Origin of the sequence: Flavobacterium sp., from assembly GCF_004295795.1 — a bacterium.
GTDB lineage: Bacteria > Bacteroidota > Bacteroidia > Flavobacteriales > Flavobacteriaceae > Flavobacterium.
Genome location: NZ_SEBR01000014.1, coordinates 1 through 16,736 on the forward strand (window position 1 = coordinate 1; position 16,736 = coordinate 16,736).

General features: G+C 46.9%; 14 protein-coding genes. 4 read left to right on the top strand and 10 right to left on the bottom strand.

Annotated elements, in window-relative coordinates; translation table 11 throughout:
• The first annotated feature begins 739 nt into the window (after positions 1 to 739).
• From EOO49_RS12520 to EOO49_RS12535, 4 genes are all read left to right on the top strand, one after another.
• A complete protein-coding gene (locus EOO49_RS12520; RefSeq protein WP_290846183.1) occupies positions 740 to 1,894 on the top strand; it encodes a M14 metallopeptidase family protein in 1,155 nt (384 codons plus the stop codon).
• Between the two features lie 85 nt (positions 1,895 to 1,979).
• Entirely contained in the window at positions 1,980 to 2,459 is a 480-nt protein-coding gene (locus EOO49_RS12525) for a winged helix-turn-helix transcriptional regulator (protein ID WP_091399129.1), read from the top strand.
• Between the two features lie 110 nt (positions 2,460 to 2,569).
• Positions 2,570 to 5,140 (top strand): phosphoenolpyruvate carboxylase, encoded by a 2,571-nt coding sequence (locus tag EOO49_RS12530; protein WP_290846382.1) that lies wholly within the window; start codon positions 2,570 to 2,572, stop codon positions 5,138 to 5,140.
• Positions 5,140 to 5,655, top strand: coding sequence for a DinB family protein (locus EOO49_RS12535; protein WP_290846188.1), 516 nt, complete (start codon positions 5,140 to 5,142; stop codon positions 5,653 to 5,655). The genes EOO49_RS12530 and EOO49_RS12535 overlap by 1 nt, the downstream gene beginning before the upstream one ends.
• 1 nt (position 5,656) lies before the next feature.
• Here the strand turns inward: EOO49_RS12535 and EOO49_RS12540 are convergent, their stop codons facing one another.
• The 10 genes from EOO49_RS12540 to EOO49_RS12585 all read right to left on the bottom strand — a co-directional run bounded on the left by EOO49_RS12540 (position 5,657) and on the right by EOO49_RS12585 (position 16,691).
• Complete coding sequence (locus EOO49_RS12540) at positions 5,657 to 6,136, bottom strand: DNA-deoxyinosine glycosylase (RefSeq protein WP_290846190.1); 480 nt, start codon at positions 6,134 to 6,136, stop codon at positions 5,657 to 5,659.
• Positions 6,133 to 6,933: a bifunctional 2-polyprenyl-6-hydroxyphenol methylase/3-demethylubiquinol 3-O-methyltransferase UbiG gene (locus EOO49_RS12545; RefSeq protein ID WP_290846192.1), complete on the bottom strand. Its 801-nt coding sequence runs from the start codon at positions 6,931 to 6,933 to the stop codon at positions 6,133 to 6,135. Before EOO49_RS12545 ends, EOO49_RS12540 begins: the two co-directional genes overlap by 4 nt.
• A gap of 271 nt (positions 6,934 to 7,204) precedes the next feature.
• The gene (locus tag EOO49_RS12550) at positions 7,205 to 7,651 is read right to left on the bottom strand and encodes a DNA primase (RefSeq protein WP_290846194.1); all 447 of its coding nucleotides are present in this window, start codon (positions 7,649 to 7,651) and stop codon (positions 7,205 to 7,207) included.
• Positions 7,652 to 7,661: 10 nt separating this feature from the next.
• Positions 7,662 to 8,633 (bottom strand): deoxyhypusine synthase family protein, encoded by a 972-nt coding sequence (locus EOO49_RS12555; RefSeq protein WP_290846197.1) that lies wholly within the window; start codon positions 8,631 to 8,633, stop codon positions 7,662 to 7,664.
• Between the two features lie 42 nt (positions 8,634 to 8,675).
• A complete protein-coding gene (locus EOO49_RS12560) occupies positions 8,676 to 10,079 on the bottom strand; it encodes an arginine decarboxylase (protein WP_290846199.1) in 1,404 nt (467 codons plus the stop codon).
• Between the two features lie 55 nt (positions 10,080 to 10,134).
• Complete coding sequence (locus tag EOO49_RS12565; RefSeq protein WP_290846201.1) at positions 10,135 to 10,308, bottom strand: hypothetical protein; 174 nt, start codon at positions 10,306 to 10,308, stop codon at positions 10,135 to 10,137.
• A gap of 58 nt (positions 10,309 to 10,366) precedes the next feature.
• Positions 10,367 to 11,428, bottom strand: a complete 1,062-nt coding sequence (aroB, locus tag EOO49_RS12570; RefSeq protein ID WP_290846202.1) for a 3-dehydroquinate synthase — start codon at positions 11,426 to 11,428, stop codon at positions 10,367 to 10,369.
• Between the two features lie 840 nt (positions 11,429 to 12,268).
• Positions 12,269 to 14,521 carry a catalase/peroxidase HPI gene (katG, locus tag EOO49_RS12575; protein WP_290846204.1) on the bottom strand — a complete coding sequence of 751 codons (2,253 nt, stop codon included), beginning with the start codon at positions 14,519 to 14,521 and terminating at the stop codon, positions 12,269 to 12,271.
• Positions 14,522 to 14,640: 119 nt separating this feature from the next.
• Positions 14,641 to 16,215, bottom strand: a complete 1,575-nt coding sequence (locus EOO49_RS12580) for a Na+/H+ antiporter (RefSeq protein ID WP_290846206.1) — start codon at positions 16,213 to 16,215, stop codon at positions 14,641 to 14,643.
• A gap of 92 nt (positions 16,216 to 16,307) precedes the next feature.
• On the bottom strand, positions 16,308 to 16,691 hold the full coding sequence (locus tag EOO49_RS12585) for a hypothetical protein (protein WP_290846208.1): 384 nt from the start codon (positions 16,689 to 16,691) through the stop codon (positions 16,308 to 16,310).
• Between the last annotated feature and the right edge of the window lie 45 nt (positions 16,692 to 16,736).

The following is a 16,736-nucleotide window of genomic DNA, read 5'->3' on the forward strand; positions in this document are numbered from 1 at the left end:
TTTTCGGTTTCGCTTTTTTGCCACGAATGGACGAATGTCACGCGTTGCTGATTTTTTGCCACGGATGCACGGATTTTCACGGATCGCACGGATTTCAGTTCGGGTTAACCTGCAAGGTTTTTTCAACCTTGTAGGTTTTCGAAGTTTATGTAACCGCGAATTCGCGAATTTATGTGACGGATGTCAGGAGGAATTCGCGAATTGGCGGCTGAAATAATTTTTGGTTTCGCTTTTTGCCACGAATAGACGAATGATACGCGCCGCTGATTTTTTTGCCGCGGATGGGCGGATTTTTCACAGATCGCGCGTTATTACAGATCGCAAATTTTCACATATTATCGGATCGTACGGATTAACTCAATCCAAAGCCACCCTTAACTTTCCTTAACTACTTAATGGTTTAAAAACGTTAGACTGTGTATTTCTGGCTGAACATAAGCGAAGCGCCTTAATGTTCTTAATGGTTAAAATTTTGCCACGACTGGAAGATTGATCGTAAAGGTAATTTTCCAAAGAAGTAGTAATGTTTCCGCTGGAACAAAAACGGTATTTAGTTAAAATTCAGCGTTTACAAAACCAAGACCAAAGCAAAGCCGTAAATGTAAAAGAGACAAGAGATCCGCGTCCCTAAACGCGGTTCGAAATATTTGTGTTTGTTTTATTGGTTCTGAAACCTCGGCACGTTCCGGGGTTTCTCATTTTTGGCAGTATGCGTACTTTTGCGGTTCAAAACACAAAGATGGATTACAGAAAAGTTTTCGACAGCCATAAAGAAAAAGCCATTCACGGCCGATACATTACGCTCGACGACATACTTCCGTTACTCAAGAATCACAGCAGACACGCGCTCGTGAAGCAATTCGGGACATCGGTGAACAAATTGCCTTTGCTTTATTTGAAGGTCGGAAGCGGTTCGCGCAAGATCCTGATGTGGTCGCAAATGCACGGAAACGAATCGACATCGACCAAAGCCCTGTTCGATCTTTTCAATTTTCTGGCATCCGACGAAGCGCTGGCCAAACAATTTTTATCGGAATTCACGATGTGTTTTGTTCCGATGCTCAATCCCGACGGCGCCAAATTGTACACGCGGGCGAATTTTGACAACGTCGACCTGAATCGCGATTTCCACGAATTGACCCAACCCGAAAGCCGCGCGCTCACTGAGCTTTTTGAGGAATTCGAACCCGATTTCTGTTTCAACCTTCACGACCAACGCACGATTTTCGGTGTCGGGGATACGGGCAAACCGGCCACGATCTCGCTTTTGGCGCCGGCATTCAATTTCGATCGCGACATGAATGGCACGCGTCAGAAAGCGGTGGATGCTATCGTGGCGATGAACGAAGTCTTGCAACAGCTGATTCCCGGTCAGGTGGGAAGATTCGACGACTCGTTCAACATCAATTGCGTGGGCGACAACTTCCAGTTCCGGGGCGTTCCTACGGTTTTGATCGAAGCCGGACATTTCGGGAAAGATTACGATAGGGAAGAAACCCGCTTTTTGTTTTTCACGAGCCTTTTGACTGGTTTGCAGCAGATTTCCGAAAACGTTATAGTTAATAACTCCATTGCAGAATATTTAAATATTCCTCAAAATAAGGTCGTATTTTTTGATTTTGTCTACAGAAATATCAAGATTAATTATGATGGTACGGAAAAAATTACGAATTTTGCCGCACAATACAAAGAGGAACTTGTCGGAAATTCCATTCAATTCAACGCTTACATAGCGCAGGTTGGCGATTTGGATCACCACTTCGGACACGTCGAACTGGACGCAGCTCAGGAAATTTTTTCCAACGGAATCAATAATTTTCCTGAAATTGACCAAAAAGCAAATTTTTCTATCGGAAACGATGTTAAAATTGTTAATGGTTTAAAAGAAATGTAGTCTTTTCGTTTTTCTATTAAGGAAAAAATATTTCTTTTGTATTGCAAAGACAAATTATACAGACCGATAAAAACAAATACACATTATGAGCAAGTTTCGTTTAGATGAAGTCGATCATCAGATTTTGGATATGCTGATTGACAACACCCGCGTACCTTTCACTGACATTGCCAAAAAACTGTTGATTTCTGCCGGAACCGTGCACGTGCGTGTCAAGAAAATGGAAGACGCCGGAATCATCATGGGCTCGTCTCTAACGCTTGATTACGAGAAATTGGGCTATTCTTTCATCGCTTACGTCGGGGTTTTCCTCAACAATACGTCACAGACCAAATTCGTTTTGGAGCGCATCAACGAAATCCCTTTCGTGACTGTGGCACATGTGACTACAGGAAAGTTCAACATCTTCTGTAAGATCCGCGCCAAGGACACCAAACATGCCAAGGACGTTATCTTCATGATTGACGATATCGACGGCGTTTACAGAACAGAAACCATGATTTCACTAGAGGAAAGCATCAATGACAAGAAACGTCTGATGCATACGATCTTCAAGAATATGTAATTTTCGGTGTTCGATTTTCCTTATCGGATGTAATCCACACACTTATGAATTTCTTAAACCCCGACGCTCGTTCGGGGTTTTTTTATACCTTGAAGGAAAATCTTAAAAACATGTACACGCCGCCAAAAATGGAGCGTTTCGACCGAAATGTCCTGTCCAAATACAACGTTTACAACAGCGTTTTCCTCACACTTCCTTTCGACGACATTTACAACACGGGCGCGCTTTTGCCTTTGTTCACAGAAGTTTGCGAGAAAGGATTTTCGCAAAATGAAAGTCCGGAGCAAATCGTGGGTTTCTTCGCCTCGAAATACATGGACAATCCGTCCGAACAGGATCGCATCGATTTGATGTTCCGATTCATCCAATATGTGGAAAGACAGATCGTTTTGTTCGACGCTATCGAAGATGCCGCTTTCGCCGATGTGAACAATCTCGAGGGAAAAGGTTCGATGCGCGAAGTTCGCGACGCAGCCGATGCCGAAGATGTGCGCAACAAACTCAAGGATTTCCTCGACGATTTCAAGATTCGGACAGTGCTCACGGCGCATCCGACGCAATTCTATCCGGGATCGGTTCTCGGAATCATCACAGATCTTACCGAAGCCATCCGCACCGACAACCTGTACGAAATCAAGAAACTGCTTTCCCAACTCGGGAAAACGCCTTTTATCAAAAAAGAAAAACCGACGCCTTACGACGAAGCCGTCAGCCTGATTTGGTATCTCGAAAACGTATTTTATGAGACTTGCGGCGACATCGTGAATTTTATCTGCCGAAACATTTACCAGGGCGACAAGATTGGCGGCCCGATTTTGAGTCTCGGCTTTTGGCCCGGAGGCGATCGCGACGGAAACCCATTCGTGACAACCGAAATCACGCACAAAGTTGCCGAAAGGCTTCGCATCGCGATCCTCAAATGTTATTATAAGGACATGCGTCGTCTTAGGAGAAAAATCACGTTTTCCAAAGTCGACCAAATGGTGGCCGATCTCGAAACCAAAATCTACAAATCGGCATTCAGTCCGGACGGCGAATTGTTTCTCTCAGCCGACGAATTCAAAAGTAGCCTGATTGAAATCCGCAAGATCATCACGAGCGAACACCAATCGCTTTACGTGGAAGACGTCGATTCGCTTTTGAACAAAATCAACGTTTTCGGGTTTTATTTCGCCTCGCTCGACATCCGCCAAAACAGTCACATCCACAATTCGGTGATCGAGACAATCAGTAAGAAAGACTCCGAAATTCCCAACGATTACAAGGATTTATCCGAAGAAAAACGAATGGAAATCGCCGGAAACATCAAGGTAGAAAACCAAAAATCAGATCTGGACGACGAAATCGCCAACCAAACGCTCGACTCGATGCGCGCCATGAAGGAAATCCAGCAAAAAAATGGCGAATTGGCGAGCAACCGTTACATCATCAGCAATAACGAAAGTGCACTCAATGTCCTGGAAACACTTGCCATGTTTAAACTTTCGGGTTGGGAAAATCCAAATGTCGATATCGTGCCTTTGTTCGAGGCAGTCGAAGATCTGAAACGTTCGGAAGATGTGATGGAAGAATTGTATACGAATCCGGAATATCTCGCGCACCTGAAACGTCGCGGCAATACGCAAACCGTAATGCTGGGCTTTTCCGACGGCACGAAAGACGGCGGCTATCTCATGGCGAACTGGGGAATTTTCAAGGCCAAGGAAGCGATCACGGCCGTTTCGAGAAAGTACGACATCAAAGTGATTTTCTTCGATGGACGAGGCGGTCCGCCGGCAAGAGGTGGTGGAAAAACCCACAAATTCTACGCATCGTTGGGTTCGGACATAGAGAATCGCGAAATCCAGCTTACGATCCAAGGCCAGACGATCAGCTCGAATTTCGGGACAAAAGATTCGTGCCGATACAATCTCGAAAATTTGCTGAGTGCCGGAATCAACAACATGGTATTCGAAAAAGGCAAAAACGATCTTTCGGCAGACGACAAAAAACTGTTGGACGAACTTTCCGAATTCGGCTACAAAAAATATTCCGCTTTCAAGAACCACGAGAAATTCCTTCCTTTCTTGCAGGAAATGAGTGCGCTCAAATATTATTCAATGCTGAATATCGGCAGCCGACCAGCCAAACGGAACAAAGGAGATAAATTGAATTTTGGCGATTTGCGAGCGATTCCTTTTGTGGGCGCATGGAGCATGCTCAAGGTCAACATCCCGGGATTTTTCGGAGTCGGAACGGCTTTGAAAGCTTTTGAGGAAAACGGGAATTGGGACAAAATCCAGGAGCTTTTTGACCGCTCGCTGTTTTTCAGGACTTTGCTCGAGAATAGTATGATGTCGCTCGCAAAATCGTTTTTTCCGCTCACGAACTACATTCAGGACGATCCGGAATTCGGGCCTTTCTGGAAATTGGTCAAGGACGAATACGAAGAAACCAAGCGCTTGCTGCTGAAGATCGCCGGACACGAGACGCTAATGGAAAATTATCCCGACGGAAAAGCCTCGATCGCCGTGCGCGAACACATCGTTTTACCGCTGCTGGTGATACAACAATATTCGCTTCAGCGCATCAATGAAATCCAGAAAAACGAAAATCCCGATGAAAACCTGATTGCCGTTTATGAAAAACTCGTGACGCGATCGCTCTTTGGAAATACCAACGCCGCCAGAAATTCCGCCTGATGAAACCCAGCCAATTACAGCCGAACGAGTATCCGGCTTATCAAAAAACATATATCGATTTGGTCGACGAAGTCAATTTGGTCGAAGAACTTGAGATCTCGCTTCACCGATTCGTGCATTTCATAAGGGAAATCCCAATGGACAAATTCGATTACCGATACGCCGAAGGAAAATGGACAATCAAGGAAATCATCCAGCACATTATCGATACCGAACGCATTTTCGCCTATCGCGCGCTGGCTTTCGCGAGAAATGACAAAACGCCTTTGCCGGGCTTCGAGGAAAATGATTACGCTGACGAATCTTTCGGGAATTCACGTCATTTGACGGCTTTGCTGAATGAATTTTCCGAAGTGCGCTACTCGAACATTTCGCTTTTCAAGTCTTTTTCGGACGAGGTTTTGGCGCGGATAGGCAATGCTAACGGGAATCCGAATTCGGTTCGGGCGCTTGGTTTTGCGATCATTGGCCATCAAAACCATCATGTCAAGGTTTATCAGGAGCGGTATTTGTAGCTTAAAAATTCAGGATCGTTTTCCAGTTTTCCAATTTCATGTCAAACTTCATAGTGTTCGCCGGACTCGTCGAAGGCATGACGATCTGCGGAAGCGAAATGGAAGAACCGAACGTCTTGACAAATATCTTATGGCTTTCCTTTCCGTTGAAAATCAGCGCTTTTATGTTCGGATGGTTTTCGAGTAATTCGGGGATTTTGTTCGGGATTCCGTTTTTGATGTTGGAATCCAGACTTCCGGCGCGCTCGCAACTTTCCAAGACGTCCCAAAGTGCGATGTCGTTGGCTATCAGGATTTTTTTGCGACTCTCGAAATCAGGCGGAACGGGTAATTTGGAGAAAAGCGAAAACATGATCTTCCAGAAGGCATTTTGCGGATGCGCATAATATTCGTGTTTTTCCAAAGATTTTACGCCGGGCATCGTTCCCAGAATCAGGATTTTTGAGGTTTTTGACGCCAGGGCAGGAAAGGAGCTGATCATTTCTTTGCGGCCAAAATCGAATACACCATCGGGATTTTGTTGCCAAAATGCTTGATGCGGAATTTTCCGGCTTCGAACTCTTCGGTGTTGTTGAAGCAATCGTATGGCGAATAGTCGTATTCGTTGAATTTTTCGACAGACAATCCGTTCGCGACAAGACTTGTGAAAACTTCCGAAAGCGAATGGTTCCAGGAAATCGTGCGGTTCTCGATTTCGGAATCTTGGTTGGCATACGTGCCCGTGGACGTTTCCAAAATCGCATCCGACTTAAAATAATCGTAAGTCACTTTCGCAAAATCGTCGTCGTACATCCAGATCACGGGATGAAATTCCGCGAACACGAATTTTCCGTCGGGTTTTAGGAAATGGCTGATGACTTTCGCCCATTTGTCGAGATCCGGAAGCCAACCAATCGTTCCGTAAGACGTAAAAACGATATCGAATTCCTGATACATTTTGTTTGGCAGATCGTAGACGTCGCTGCAAATAAAGGTTGCATCGGCATTCAGATCTTTTGACAGACGCGTCGCGGTTTCGACAGCTTTATCCGAAAAATCGACCCCAACTACGGTCGCGCCCATTCTGGCCAGTGAAATCGAGTCTTGTCCGAAATGGCATTGCAGGTGCAAAATCCTTTTTCCTGCTACATTTCCAAGCAACTCGAGTTCTATCGGTTTGAGCGAACTTTTGCCCGACATGAAATCGGCTTGACCGTAAAAATCAGAATTGACGTGCACATCGACCTTGTCGTTCCAGGTTTTTCGGTTCAGTTCGAGATAATCTTTTTCCGGATCCATTTTTTAAACACTTTGCTTAAAGTTAGCAGTTCTTTTTTACAAATCACCAAATTCCAAAACCCAATCCCAGTCATGACAAATTCCAAATTCCAAAGATAAAATCCGGGAAGAACAGCGCAAATCTGTTAAAATCAGCGTCCGGGAATCGGGAATCGGGAATCAGATCGAGGTCAACTGCGATTTAGTTTTTGCGTTGTACGAACTCAGGCATTCAGGAACTCCGAACTCAGGCACTCCAAAAAAAAGGAACCCAAACCGGATTCCCATTTCTTTATTTTTCGTCTTCTTCATCATCTTCTTCGTCGTCGAATTCTTTCTCGTCCTCGTCGAAATCGTCGTCATCGTCATCGTCGTCGTCACCATCTTCGCCTCGGCTGCGCTTTGGCTTGTCGGCGTCGTCTTCATCTTCTTCTTCCTCATCGTCTGCCGATGGCGCATCCTCGTCCTCGATTTCCAATTTCATGGAATCGATCGGTTCTGCGATATCGTCTATGTCGTTGTCTTCGTCGAATTTCTCGAGACGGCTTGCAAGTTTCGTACTCACTTTTACCAAATAGATCGTGTCTTCGGTACGGACTTCGACGGCTTCGACAAGCTCGTTTTGGGCATTTCTGAAACGTACGATGTGTGAATCGTCGTATCCGTCGGGAAATTTTTCCAGCAGCAAAGTCAGGATCTCGTTGGTCAGTTTGTTATAGTCTACAATTACGCGTTTCATAGGGCAGAGGTTACATGTCTAAAAGGTAAGCGAAAATAAGCGGAGCCACAATAGTCGCATCCGATTCTATAATAAATTTGGGTGTGTTGATGTCGAGTTTTCCCCAGGTGATTTTCTCGTTGGGAACGGCGCCCGAATACGATCCGTAACTTGTGGTAGAGTCCGAGATCTGGCAGAAATAGCTCCAGAACGGAACATCGTGCATTTCCATGTCCTGATACAACATCGGAACGACGCAAATTGGGAAATCTCCTGCGATTCCGCCTCCAATTTGAAAGAAGCCGACGCCTTTGTCTGAATTCTTGGAATACCAGTCGGCCAGGAAAGTCATGTACTCGATACCTGATTTCATCGTCGTGGCTTTCAGTTCGCCTTTGATTACGTAAGAGGCGAAAATGTTGCCCATCGTGGAATCTTCCCAACCTGGAACGACGATCGGCAAATTGGCTTCCGCGGCAGCGTACATCCACGAATCCTTCAAGTCGATCTCGTAATATTCCTCAAGAACGCCCGAGAGCAACATCTTGTACATGAATTCGTGAGGGAAATAACGCTCGCCCTTGTCGTCCGCGTCTTTCCAGATTTGGTAAACGTGCTTTTGCAGACGTCGGAAAGCCTCGTGTTCAGGGATGCAGGTGTCGGTCACACGGTTGAGTCCGCGCTCGAGCAAATCCCATTCTTGTTGTGGCGTCAAATCGCGGTAATTCGGAACTCTTTCGTAGTGCGAGTGCGCCACCAGGTTCATGATGTCCTCTTCGAGGTTCGCTCCGGTGCACGAGATGATCTGGACTTTGTCCTGGCGGATCATTTCGGCGAAAATTTTGCCAAGTTCAGCCGTACTCATCGCGCCCGCAAGCGTCACCATCATCTTTGCCCCGTTGTTCAATTGGTCTTCGTAAGCTTTCGCCGCGTCCACCAAGGCTGCCGAGTTGAAATGCAGATAGTACTTTTCAATAAACTGGCTAATTGGTCCTTTACTCATTATAGTCGTATTCTAGTTTTTGTCTTAGCTTTCAAAAATAAATTATTTTTCGTCGTAACCTAGAATTTTAAGTACGTCTTGAGATTTCTGCTCCGGAGAGAAAATCTCTGTACCCAAAATCCCGTTTTCGTCACGGTCGATGAGAATGTGCTTGGGTTGCGGGATCAAACAGTGGTGCAAACCTCCAAAACCGCCGATGGTTTCCTGATAAGCGCCCGTATTGAAAAACCCTATGTAAAGTGGTTTCTCCTTGTTGTATTTCGGAAGATAAACCGCGTTCATGTGTTGTTCCGAATTGTAGTAATCGTCTGAATCACAAGTGAGTCCGCCAAGTAAAACGCGCTCGTAAGTGTCGTTCCAGCGGTTTACGGCGAGCATCACGAAACGCTTCGAAATCGCCCAGGAATCAGGCAATGTCGTGATGAAAGACGAATCGATCATGTTCCATTTCTCGCGGTCGTTCTGTTGTTTTTGGTGGATGATCTCGTAGATCGCGCCACCTGATTCGCCAACAGTGAACGATCCGAATTCGGTAAAGATATTCGGAACAGGAACTTCGGCATCGTCGCAAGCGGTCTTGATCTGGTTGATGATCTCGTCGACCATATATTGGTAATCGTATTCGAAAGCCAACGAGTTTTTTATCGGGAAACCGCCGCCAATGTTCAGGCTGTCAAGCGTTGGACATTCCTTTTTGAGGTTGATGTAAACCTTGAGACACTTCACCAATTCGTTCCAGTAATACGCCGTGTCGCGAATTCCCGTGTTGATGAAAAAGTGCAGCATTTTGAGCTCGACCTGTTTGTTGTCGGCAATCTCTTTCTTGTAGAAAGGCACGATGTTTTTGTATCCGATGCCCAGACGCGAGGTATAGAATTCGAATTTCGGCTCTTCCTCGGCCGCGATCCGGATGCCGACCTTGATTTTCTTGGTCGGGACTTTTTCGAGAATCATGCTCAATTCGTCGTAATTGTCGATAACGGGAATCGTCTTGCTGTGACCGTTGTTGATCAGGCGAGCGATGTTGTCGATGTATTCCTCTCGTTTGAATCCGTTGCAGACCACATGCGTATTGCGGTTGATCTTGCCGTTCTTGAGCAGATTCTCCACGATATTGATGTCGAATGCCGACGAGGTCTCGATGTGGATATTGTTCTTGAAAGCCTCGTTCATCACGAATTCGAAGTGCGAACTTTTGGTGCAATAGCAATAGAAGTATTTGCCTTCGTATCCGCTTTTTTCCATCGCTTTCCTGAACCAGCCTTTTGCCTTGTTGATGTTGTTGGAAATCGCCGGAAGGTAGGTGAACTTGAGCGGCGTACCGTATTCCTCGACGAGTTTCATCAGGTCGATGTTGTGGAAAAGAAGCGAATCTTTGTTCAGACGGAATTCTTCCTGCGGAAAATAGAACGTCTGGTTGATAAGGTCGAAATATTTTGTATTCATTTAGTACCGGATTGAAATTGAAAAAGGTTTAAAAACAGCGTATGCGCAACTGTCCTCAAACCCGTATATTGGCAAAAATGATCTGTAGTTTTTCACTGTGGAAGCAAGGGCCAGGCTCTACGTGAAGTACGGCCCAAACCGTTCTGAAAACACCTGTTGCCTCGCGGTAAATCCACTTGACGAAAATGTCGAAAGGCGCGTTTTTAGTAGTGTTTTGGAAATTGTTCATTAAGGGCAAATGTAAAAAATAAAGTTTCCTGTAAACAAGCCTTTTTATTAAAAATATATTAAGATTTGTACGATGCGAAGGCTTTGAGAATCAGTTCGTTTTCGACTTGGGCATTTATTTTTATGCCGCCGATTCCGTCCAGCAACGAAAACAGCACTTTCCCATACTCGTTTTTCTTGTCGTGTTTGAGCAATTCGAAGATTTCCGGAAGGTCATTTTCGTCGATTTCGACCTTGCCGAAAATTTCGGTTATGGCCGTTGTGATTTCCGATAATTCGGCTTCCGACAAAAGTCCTTTTTGCCAGGAAATGTGCGCCTCGAGTAGCATCCCGACTGCAATCGCCTCGCCATGCAAAAGCGGATTTTCAGATTCCAGATAAAAACTCTCGATCGCATGCCCCAAAGTATGACCGAAGTTCAGTGCCTTGCGGATGCCTTTCTCGGTCGGATCCTGGGAAACGATTTCCTGCTTGATCTCGATCGAGCGATAGATCAGCTGATCGAAATCGGAGAAATCGACTTGGGACAAATCGACAAATTTCCGCCAATACGGTTTGTCGTAAATCAGTCCGTGTTTGAGCATTTCGGCCAATCCGGATCGCATTTGTTGCTGCGGAAGCGTCGCCAGAAAATCGGTATCGATCAAGAGCAATTTCGGAGGCGTAATGGTTCCGACCTGATTCTTGAGCACGCCAAGATCCACGCCGTTTTTCCCGCCAACCGACGCGTCGACCATCGCGAGCAAAGTCGTCGGAACGTGGATGAAATCGATGCCGCGCTTGAAAGTCGAGGCCACGAATCCGCCCAAATCCGTGACGACGCCGCCGCCGACATTGATCACAAGCGCTTTTCGGTCGGCTCCATATTCGGTCAGGACGTTCCAGATCGAAACGCAGGTCTCGATGTGTTTCTGTTCCTCGCCGGGCTCGATCTCGATGACTTCGATGTTCACTTCGGTCTCGAGTTGCGCCAGGAAATCTGGAATACAGAACTCGTTCGCGTTCGAATCGGTAATGACGAAAATCTGGGAATAGGAGTTGGCCGCCAAAAGTCCGTTGAGTTCGGAATATCCGTCCTCATTGAAAACTATCGAGTAACCATCGGCATGAATCGCTTGCATCGCTTTTTGATTTGAGGGGCAAAGTACGCGATTTGTATTTAAAAAGCTGTCGTCTTTAGGCAAATAAAAGCCGCTGTTTTTTCGCATTTTCTGCTTCATCACGCTTTTAGCTGCATCCACTTCTGTTTCCGTAAATGCTTGTGAATTTGGGCGTGTCACCGCCTGGAAAAAAGCTGGCCGCATTTTTCCCAGCCGCTGTCAGGCTGACCCGCTGCAATCTTTTTTGCGGAAATCATTTTGGTGACGACAAAGAGTCATTTCGCAAAAAAGGATTTCCACTTGCATCCTTCACGCAAAGCGTCCGAAGCCAAAATTGTCTAGACAAGGAATGCAGTTTTCCCTTAGTCCAAGAACTCCATACCATTAGTGGTTCAAAATTTTGCCGCTACATTTATTTTGCCAGGGATTCTTACTGTTTGAGCATTTCGACGAAAGCGCAAACGTCAGCCAGTTAGTGAAACACCTTAATGAACTTAATGCCCTTAATGGTTCAAATTTTTGCCGCTGATTTTTTTTTTGCCACGGATTCTTACTGTTTGAGCATTTCGACGAAAGCGCAAACGTCAGCCAGTTAGTGAAACACCTTAATGAACTTAATGCCCTTAATGGTTCAAATTTTTGCCGCGGATTTTTACCGCCAAAATATTTTTAACCGCGAATTCGCGAATTTACCTGCGGCTGTCAGATAAATTCGCGAATTCGCGGTTAAAATTTGAGCAGTGTGTTTTATCCCTTTTGACTTGTCAAATCGCGGTTAGGCGCGCGATCACTCACAATTCCGGAGAAATAGAAAAGCCACGAATAAACGAATTCGTGGCTTAAATAAATTTGCACTGAAGATCAGTCGAGGTCGAACCTGTCGAGATTCATGACCTTGTCCCAAACCTTGACGAAATCCTTGACGAATTTTTCTTTCGCGTCGGACGAAGCGTAAACCTCGGCCACGGCACGCAATTCAGAGTTCGATCCAAAGACAAGGTCGGCGCGCGTTCCCGTCCATTTCGCTTCACCGGACTTGCGGTCGCGTCCTTCATAAAGTTCGCGGTCGCCTGAAGCAGCTTTCCACTCCGTGTTCATATCGAGTAAATTCACGAAGAAATCATTGGTCAATTGCCCCGGATTGTTTGTGAAAACGCCGTTTTTCGAGCCGTCGTGGTTCGTTCCCAACACGCGAAGTCCGCCAATGAGAACCGTCAATTCAGGAGCCGAAAGCGTGAGCAGGTTGGCCTTGTCGATAAGTAGAGCTTCGGTAGCGACTGGCGCATTCGACTTTTTGTAGTTTCGGAAACCATCGGCGAACGGTTCGAGATAGTTGAAAGATTCGACGTCGGTTTGTTCCTGTGACGCGTCCATTCTGCCGGGAGTAAATGGAACAGAAATCGCGTTTCCTGCATCTTTTGCCGCTTTTTCGACAGCCGCGACTCCGCCTAGCACGATCAAATCTGCCAACGAAATCTTCTTTCCGGAATTCTGGAATTCGCGCTGTATGTTTTCCAGCACAGAAAGTACGGTCTGCAACTTCGCCGGATTGTTCACCTGCCAGCTTTTTTGAGGTTCCAGCCTGATTCTTGCTCCATTGGCGCCGCCGCGTTTGTCCGAACCGCGGAACGTCGAGGCCGAAGCCCAAGCCGTCGTTACCAGATCTGAAACCGACAAACCTGAAACCAACAATTTCGACTTGAGGTCAGAAATATCGCTTTCATTGACCAATTCGTGGTTCACTTCGGGAATCGGATCTTGCCACAGAAGTTCTTCGCCTGGCACTTCCGGGCCTAGGTAACGCGCTTTTGGTCCCATGTCGCGGTGCGTCAATTTGTACCAGGCTCTCGCGAATGCGTCCGCGAAAGCGTCGGGATTTTCAAGGAAGTTGCGCGATATTTTTTCGTAAACCGGATCGAGTCGCAGCGAAAGGTCTGTGGTCAACATCGTCGGAAGGTGTTTTTTGGAAGCGTCGAAAGCGTCGGGAATGATGGCTTCGGCGTTTTTGGCGACCCATTGGTGAGCGCCCGCCGGACTTTTCGTCAATTCCCATTCGAACGCGAAAAGGTTCTCGAAGAAATTGTTGCTCCATTGCGTTGGAGTTTTCGTCCAGGTGACTTCCAATCCGCTGGTAATCGTGTCCGGACCTTTTCCGGTGTTGTATTTGTTGTGCCAACCGAAGCCTTGCAGTTCGAGATCGGCGGCTTCCGGTTCTTTTCCGACGTTGTCCGAATTCGCCGCTCCGTGCGTCTTGCCAAAAGTGTGTCCGCCGGCGATCAGGGCCACGGTTTCCTCGTCGTTCATCGCCATGCGGCCAAAAGTCACTCGAATGTCGTGAGCTGCTTTTATAGGATCAGGGTTTCCGTCCGGACCTTCAGGATTCACATAGATCAATCCCATGTGTGCGGCGGCAAGTGGTTCTTCCAAACCTCTTGAATGCGTGTCGCCCGTGGCATCTTCGTCAGACGATAGGACACCGCGACCGCTCACGCCCGAAACACCGTCAGCATAACGTTCCTCGTTTCCGAGCCACGTTGTTTCCGATCCCCAATAAACCGATTCGTCGGCTTCCCAAACATCGGCTCGACCGCCGGCGAACCCGAAAGTCTTGAAACCCATCGATTCGAGCGCGACATTTCCGGTTAAGACCATCAGATCGGCCCACGAGATCTTGTTTCCATATTTCTGTTTGATAGGCCACAGCAAGCGGCGCGCTTTGTCGAGGCTCACGTTGTCTGGCCAGCTGTTCAATGGTGCGAAACGCTGCATTCCGGCTCCGGCGCCACCGCGTCCGTCAGAAACCCTGTATGTTCCCGCGCTATGCCACGCCATCCGGATGAAAAGTCCGCCGTAGTGACCAAAATCGGCTGGCCACCAATCCTGGGAATCTGTCATCAAAGCGTGAAGGTCTTGTTTTACGGCTTCCAGATCGAGGCTGTTGAAAGCTTTTACATAGTCGAAATCTTGTCCCAAAGGATCTGAAACGGGAGAATTCTGCCTGAGAATCCCGACCTTGAGTTTGTTTGGCCACCATTGCTCGTTGCGGGTTCCGCCTCCGGCCGTGGCTTGTGAATTGTGGAAAGGGCATTTGCTGATGTCTGATCCGTGTTCCATAGTATTGCGTTAAAATTGGTTTGCTTTGTTTACCGAATTTCGGTTTTCATAAAGTTAGGAGTTTGGCCCGAGAATCCAAATCCTATTATTCTATGCGCAAATAGCCAAAGGCGATACGATTAGCTCAATCGCAGTTTTTCCTCCTCCAGATCCAGTCGCAGCAAGTGTTTGCGGACGATATCTTCATTGAGATGCTGGTCGCCTTTATTCTTTTCGAGAAGCCAGTGGCGTTGTCTGGAAATCAGGTCGGACAGGATCGTTATGCACTCGCCAGTGTAATCATCGCCCTCGATTTCGGAATTGTTCTGGAGTTTGAACGCGATCTGTTTGATCAGCGGCTGGGTTTCCATTTGTGTCGGATAGTGCGTGCGAAGTTGGGACAGCGCGAAGGCGGCGAGTTCGTGTTTGAGGTTGTTCTCGATTTCGGCTTCGGACAATTCGTTTTCCGGATATTTGGGATGGAACTTTTTGATTATCCACGGAAGTGTAAGCCCTTGTCCAACCAAAGTCAGCAAAATGACGACGAAAGTGATGAACAGGATCAGGTTGCGCTGCGGAAAAGCTTCTCCCGAAATCATTACTGGAATCGACAAAGCGGCCGCCAATGAAACAACGCCTCGCATTCCCGACCAGCCCAAAATGATCGGGACGCGAAAACCGGGATGACTCGCATCTGCGACCGTGATAAAATTTCGCATTATCAAGGTGATAATTACAGCGGCATAGCACGAAATGAGTCGGGCGACAATCAGCACGAAGGTTACCAAAACGCCGTAACCGATGGCAGTCATCACGTCGAAACCTTCCTTTTCCAGTCCGTTGGTAATGTGCGGAAGATCGAGTCCGATGAGCATAAAGACCAATCCGTTCAAGAGGAAACTCAGGCTCGCCCAAACGTTCACGCTCCGAATCCTGGAAGTCGTCTGCAGGAATCGGAACCTGTTGTTCGACAAAAACAGTCCGCCGGAAACAACAGCCAAAACGCCCGATCCGTGCACTTCTTCGGCTAAAATGTACATGGCGTAAGGCGCGACCAAGGTCATGATCACGTCGATATTGGCATCTGTGGGAAGATATTTGTGCAGTTTCATGAACACGAATCCCGTCAAAACGCCAATTCCGACACCCGAAAAAAGCATCCATCCGAAACTCATCGCGGCTTCGTGGAAAATGAATTCACCGCTTCCGACAGCAATCAGCGCAAATCGAAAAATGATAAGCGAAGAAGCGTCGTTGAGCAAACTTTCGCCTTCGAGGATCGACGAGAGCCGTTTGGGCACGTTCACGAATTTGAGGATTGCTCCGGCACTTACCGCATCAGGCGGAGAGACGATTCCGCCAAGCAAGAAACCAAGTGCCAAGGAAAATCCAGGAATAAGATAGTGCGCGGCCAAAGCGACCGAGAAAGCCGAGAACAAGACCACGAGAAATGCGAAACTGCAAATGATGCGTCTCCAGAACCAAAGATCTTTCCACGAGATCGACCAGGCGGCTTCATATAATAAAGGTGGAAGGAATATCAGGAAAATGAGTTCGGGGCTGATCTCGAACTGCGGGATTCCGGGCACGAAACTCAATCCGAGTCCGGCGAGTACAAGCAAAACCGGATAAGCAACCCGTATTTTGTTGGCCAACATCACCAGGAGCGCGATGACCAAAACGAGAATCAGGTAAAAGGGGAAATTTTCTGCCATTTCGTTCGACCGCGAAGTTTAGGATCGGTCAAAACGAATTTAGAAAAAAACGGACGAAAATCGGTTGTTTTGGACTCGTCCGATGAAAGGAATTATCGGTATTCGACGAAAATCGCTTCCGATTCCAAAAACGCGAACAAATCCATCCATTCACTCGGATCGTATTTCTCGACGCCGCTCATGTACCACTTCCCGATGACCTTGATCTGGAAATCGTTGAAGCCGTCCAAATCGATACTCATTCCCAACATTCCGGCAAGCATGAAATCCTCGAGTACTTCGTTGTTCAAAAGTTTTTGCGGGATTCCGAGTGAGATTGGTCCGTTGTTGCTTTCGTAATTGTGGCGTCCGGAGTAAAATCCGTTGGAGAAAGCTTCTCCGCTGTAAGACATATCGCCGCCCAGAAAAGGGTTCGACCCGAAAACGTATCCGTCCATGTATTCTTTTCTGTAAACCGGATCAAAAATCTTATCCATAGTAATCGTGGTATCTTGTGAATTTCTGGGTCAAACTTATCAACA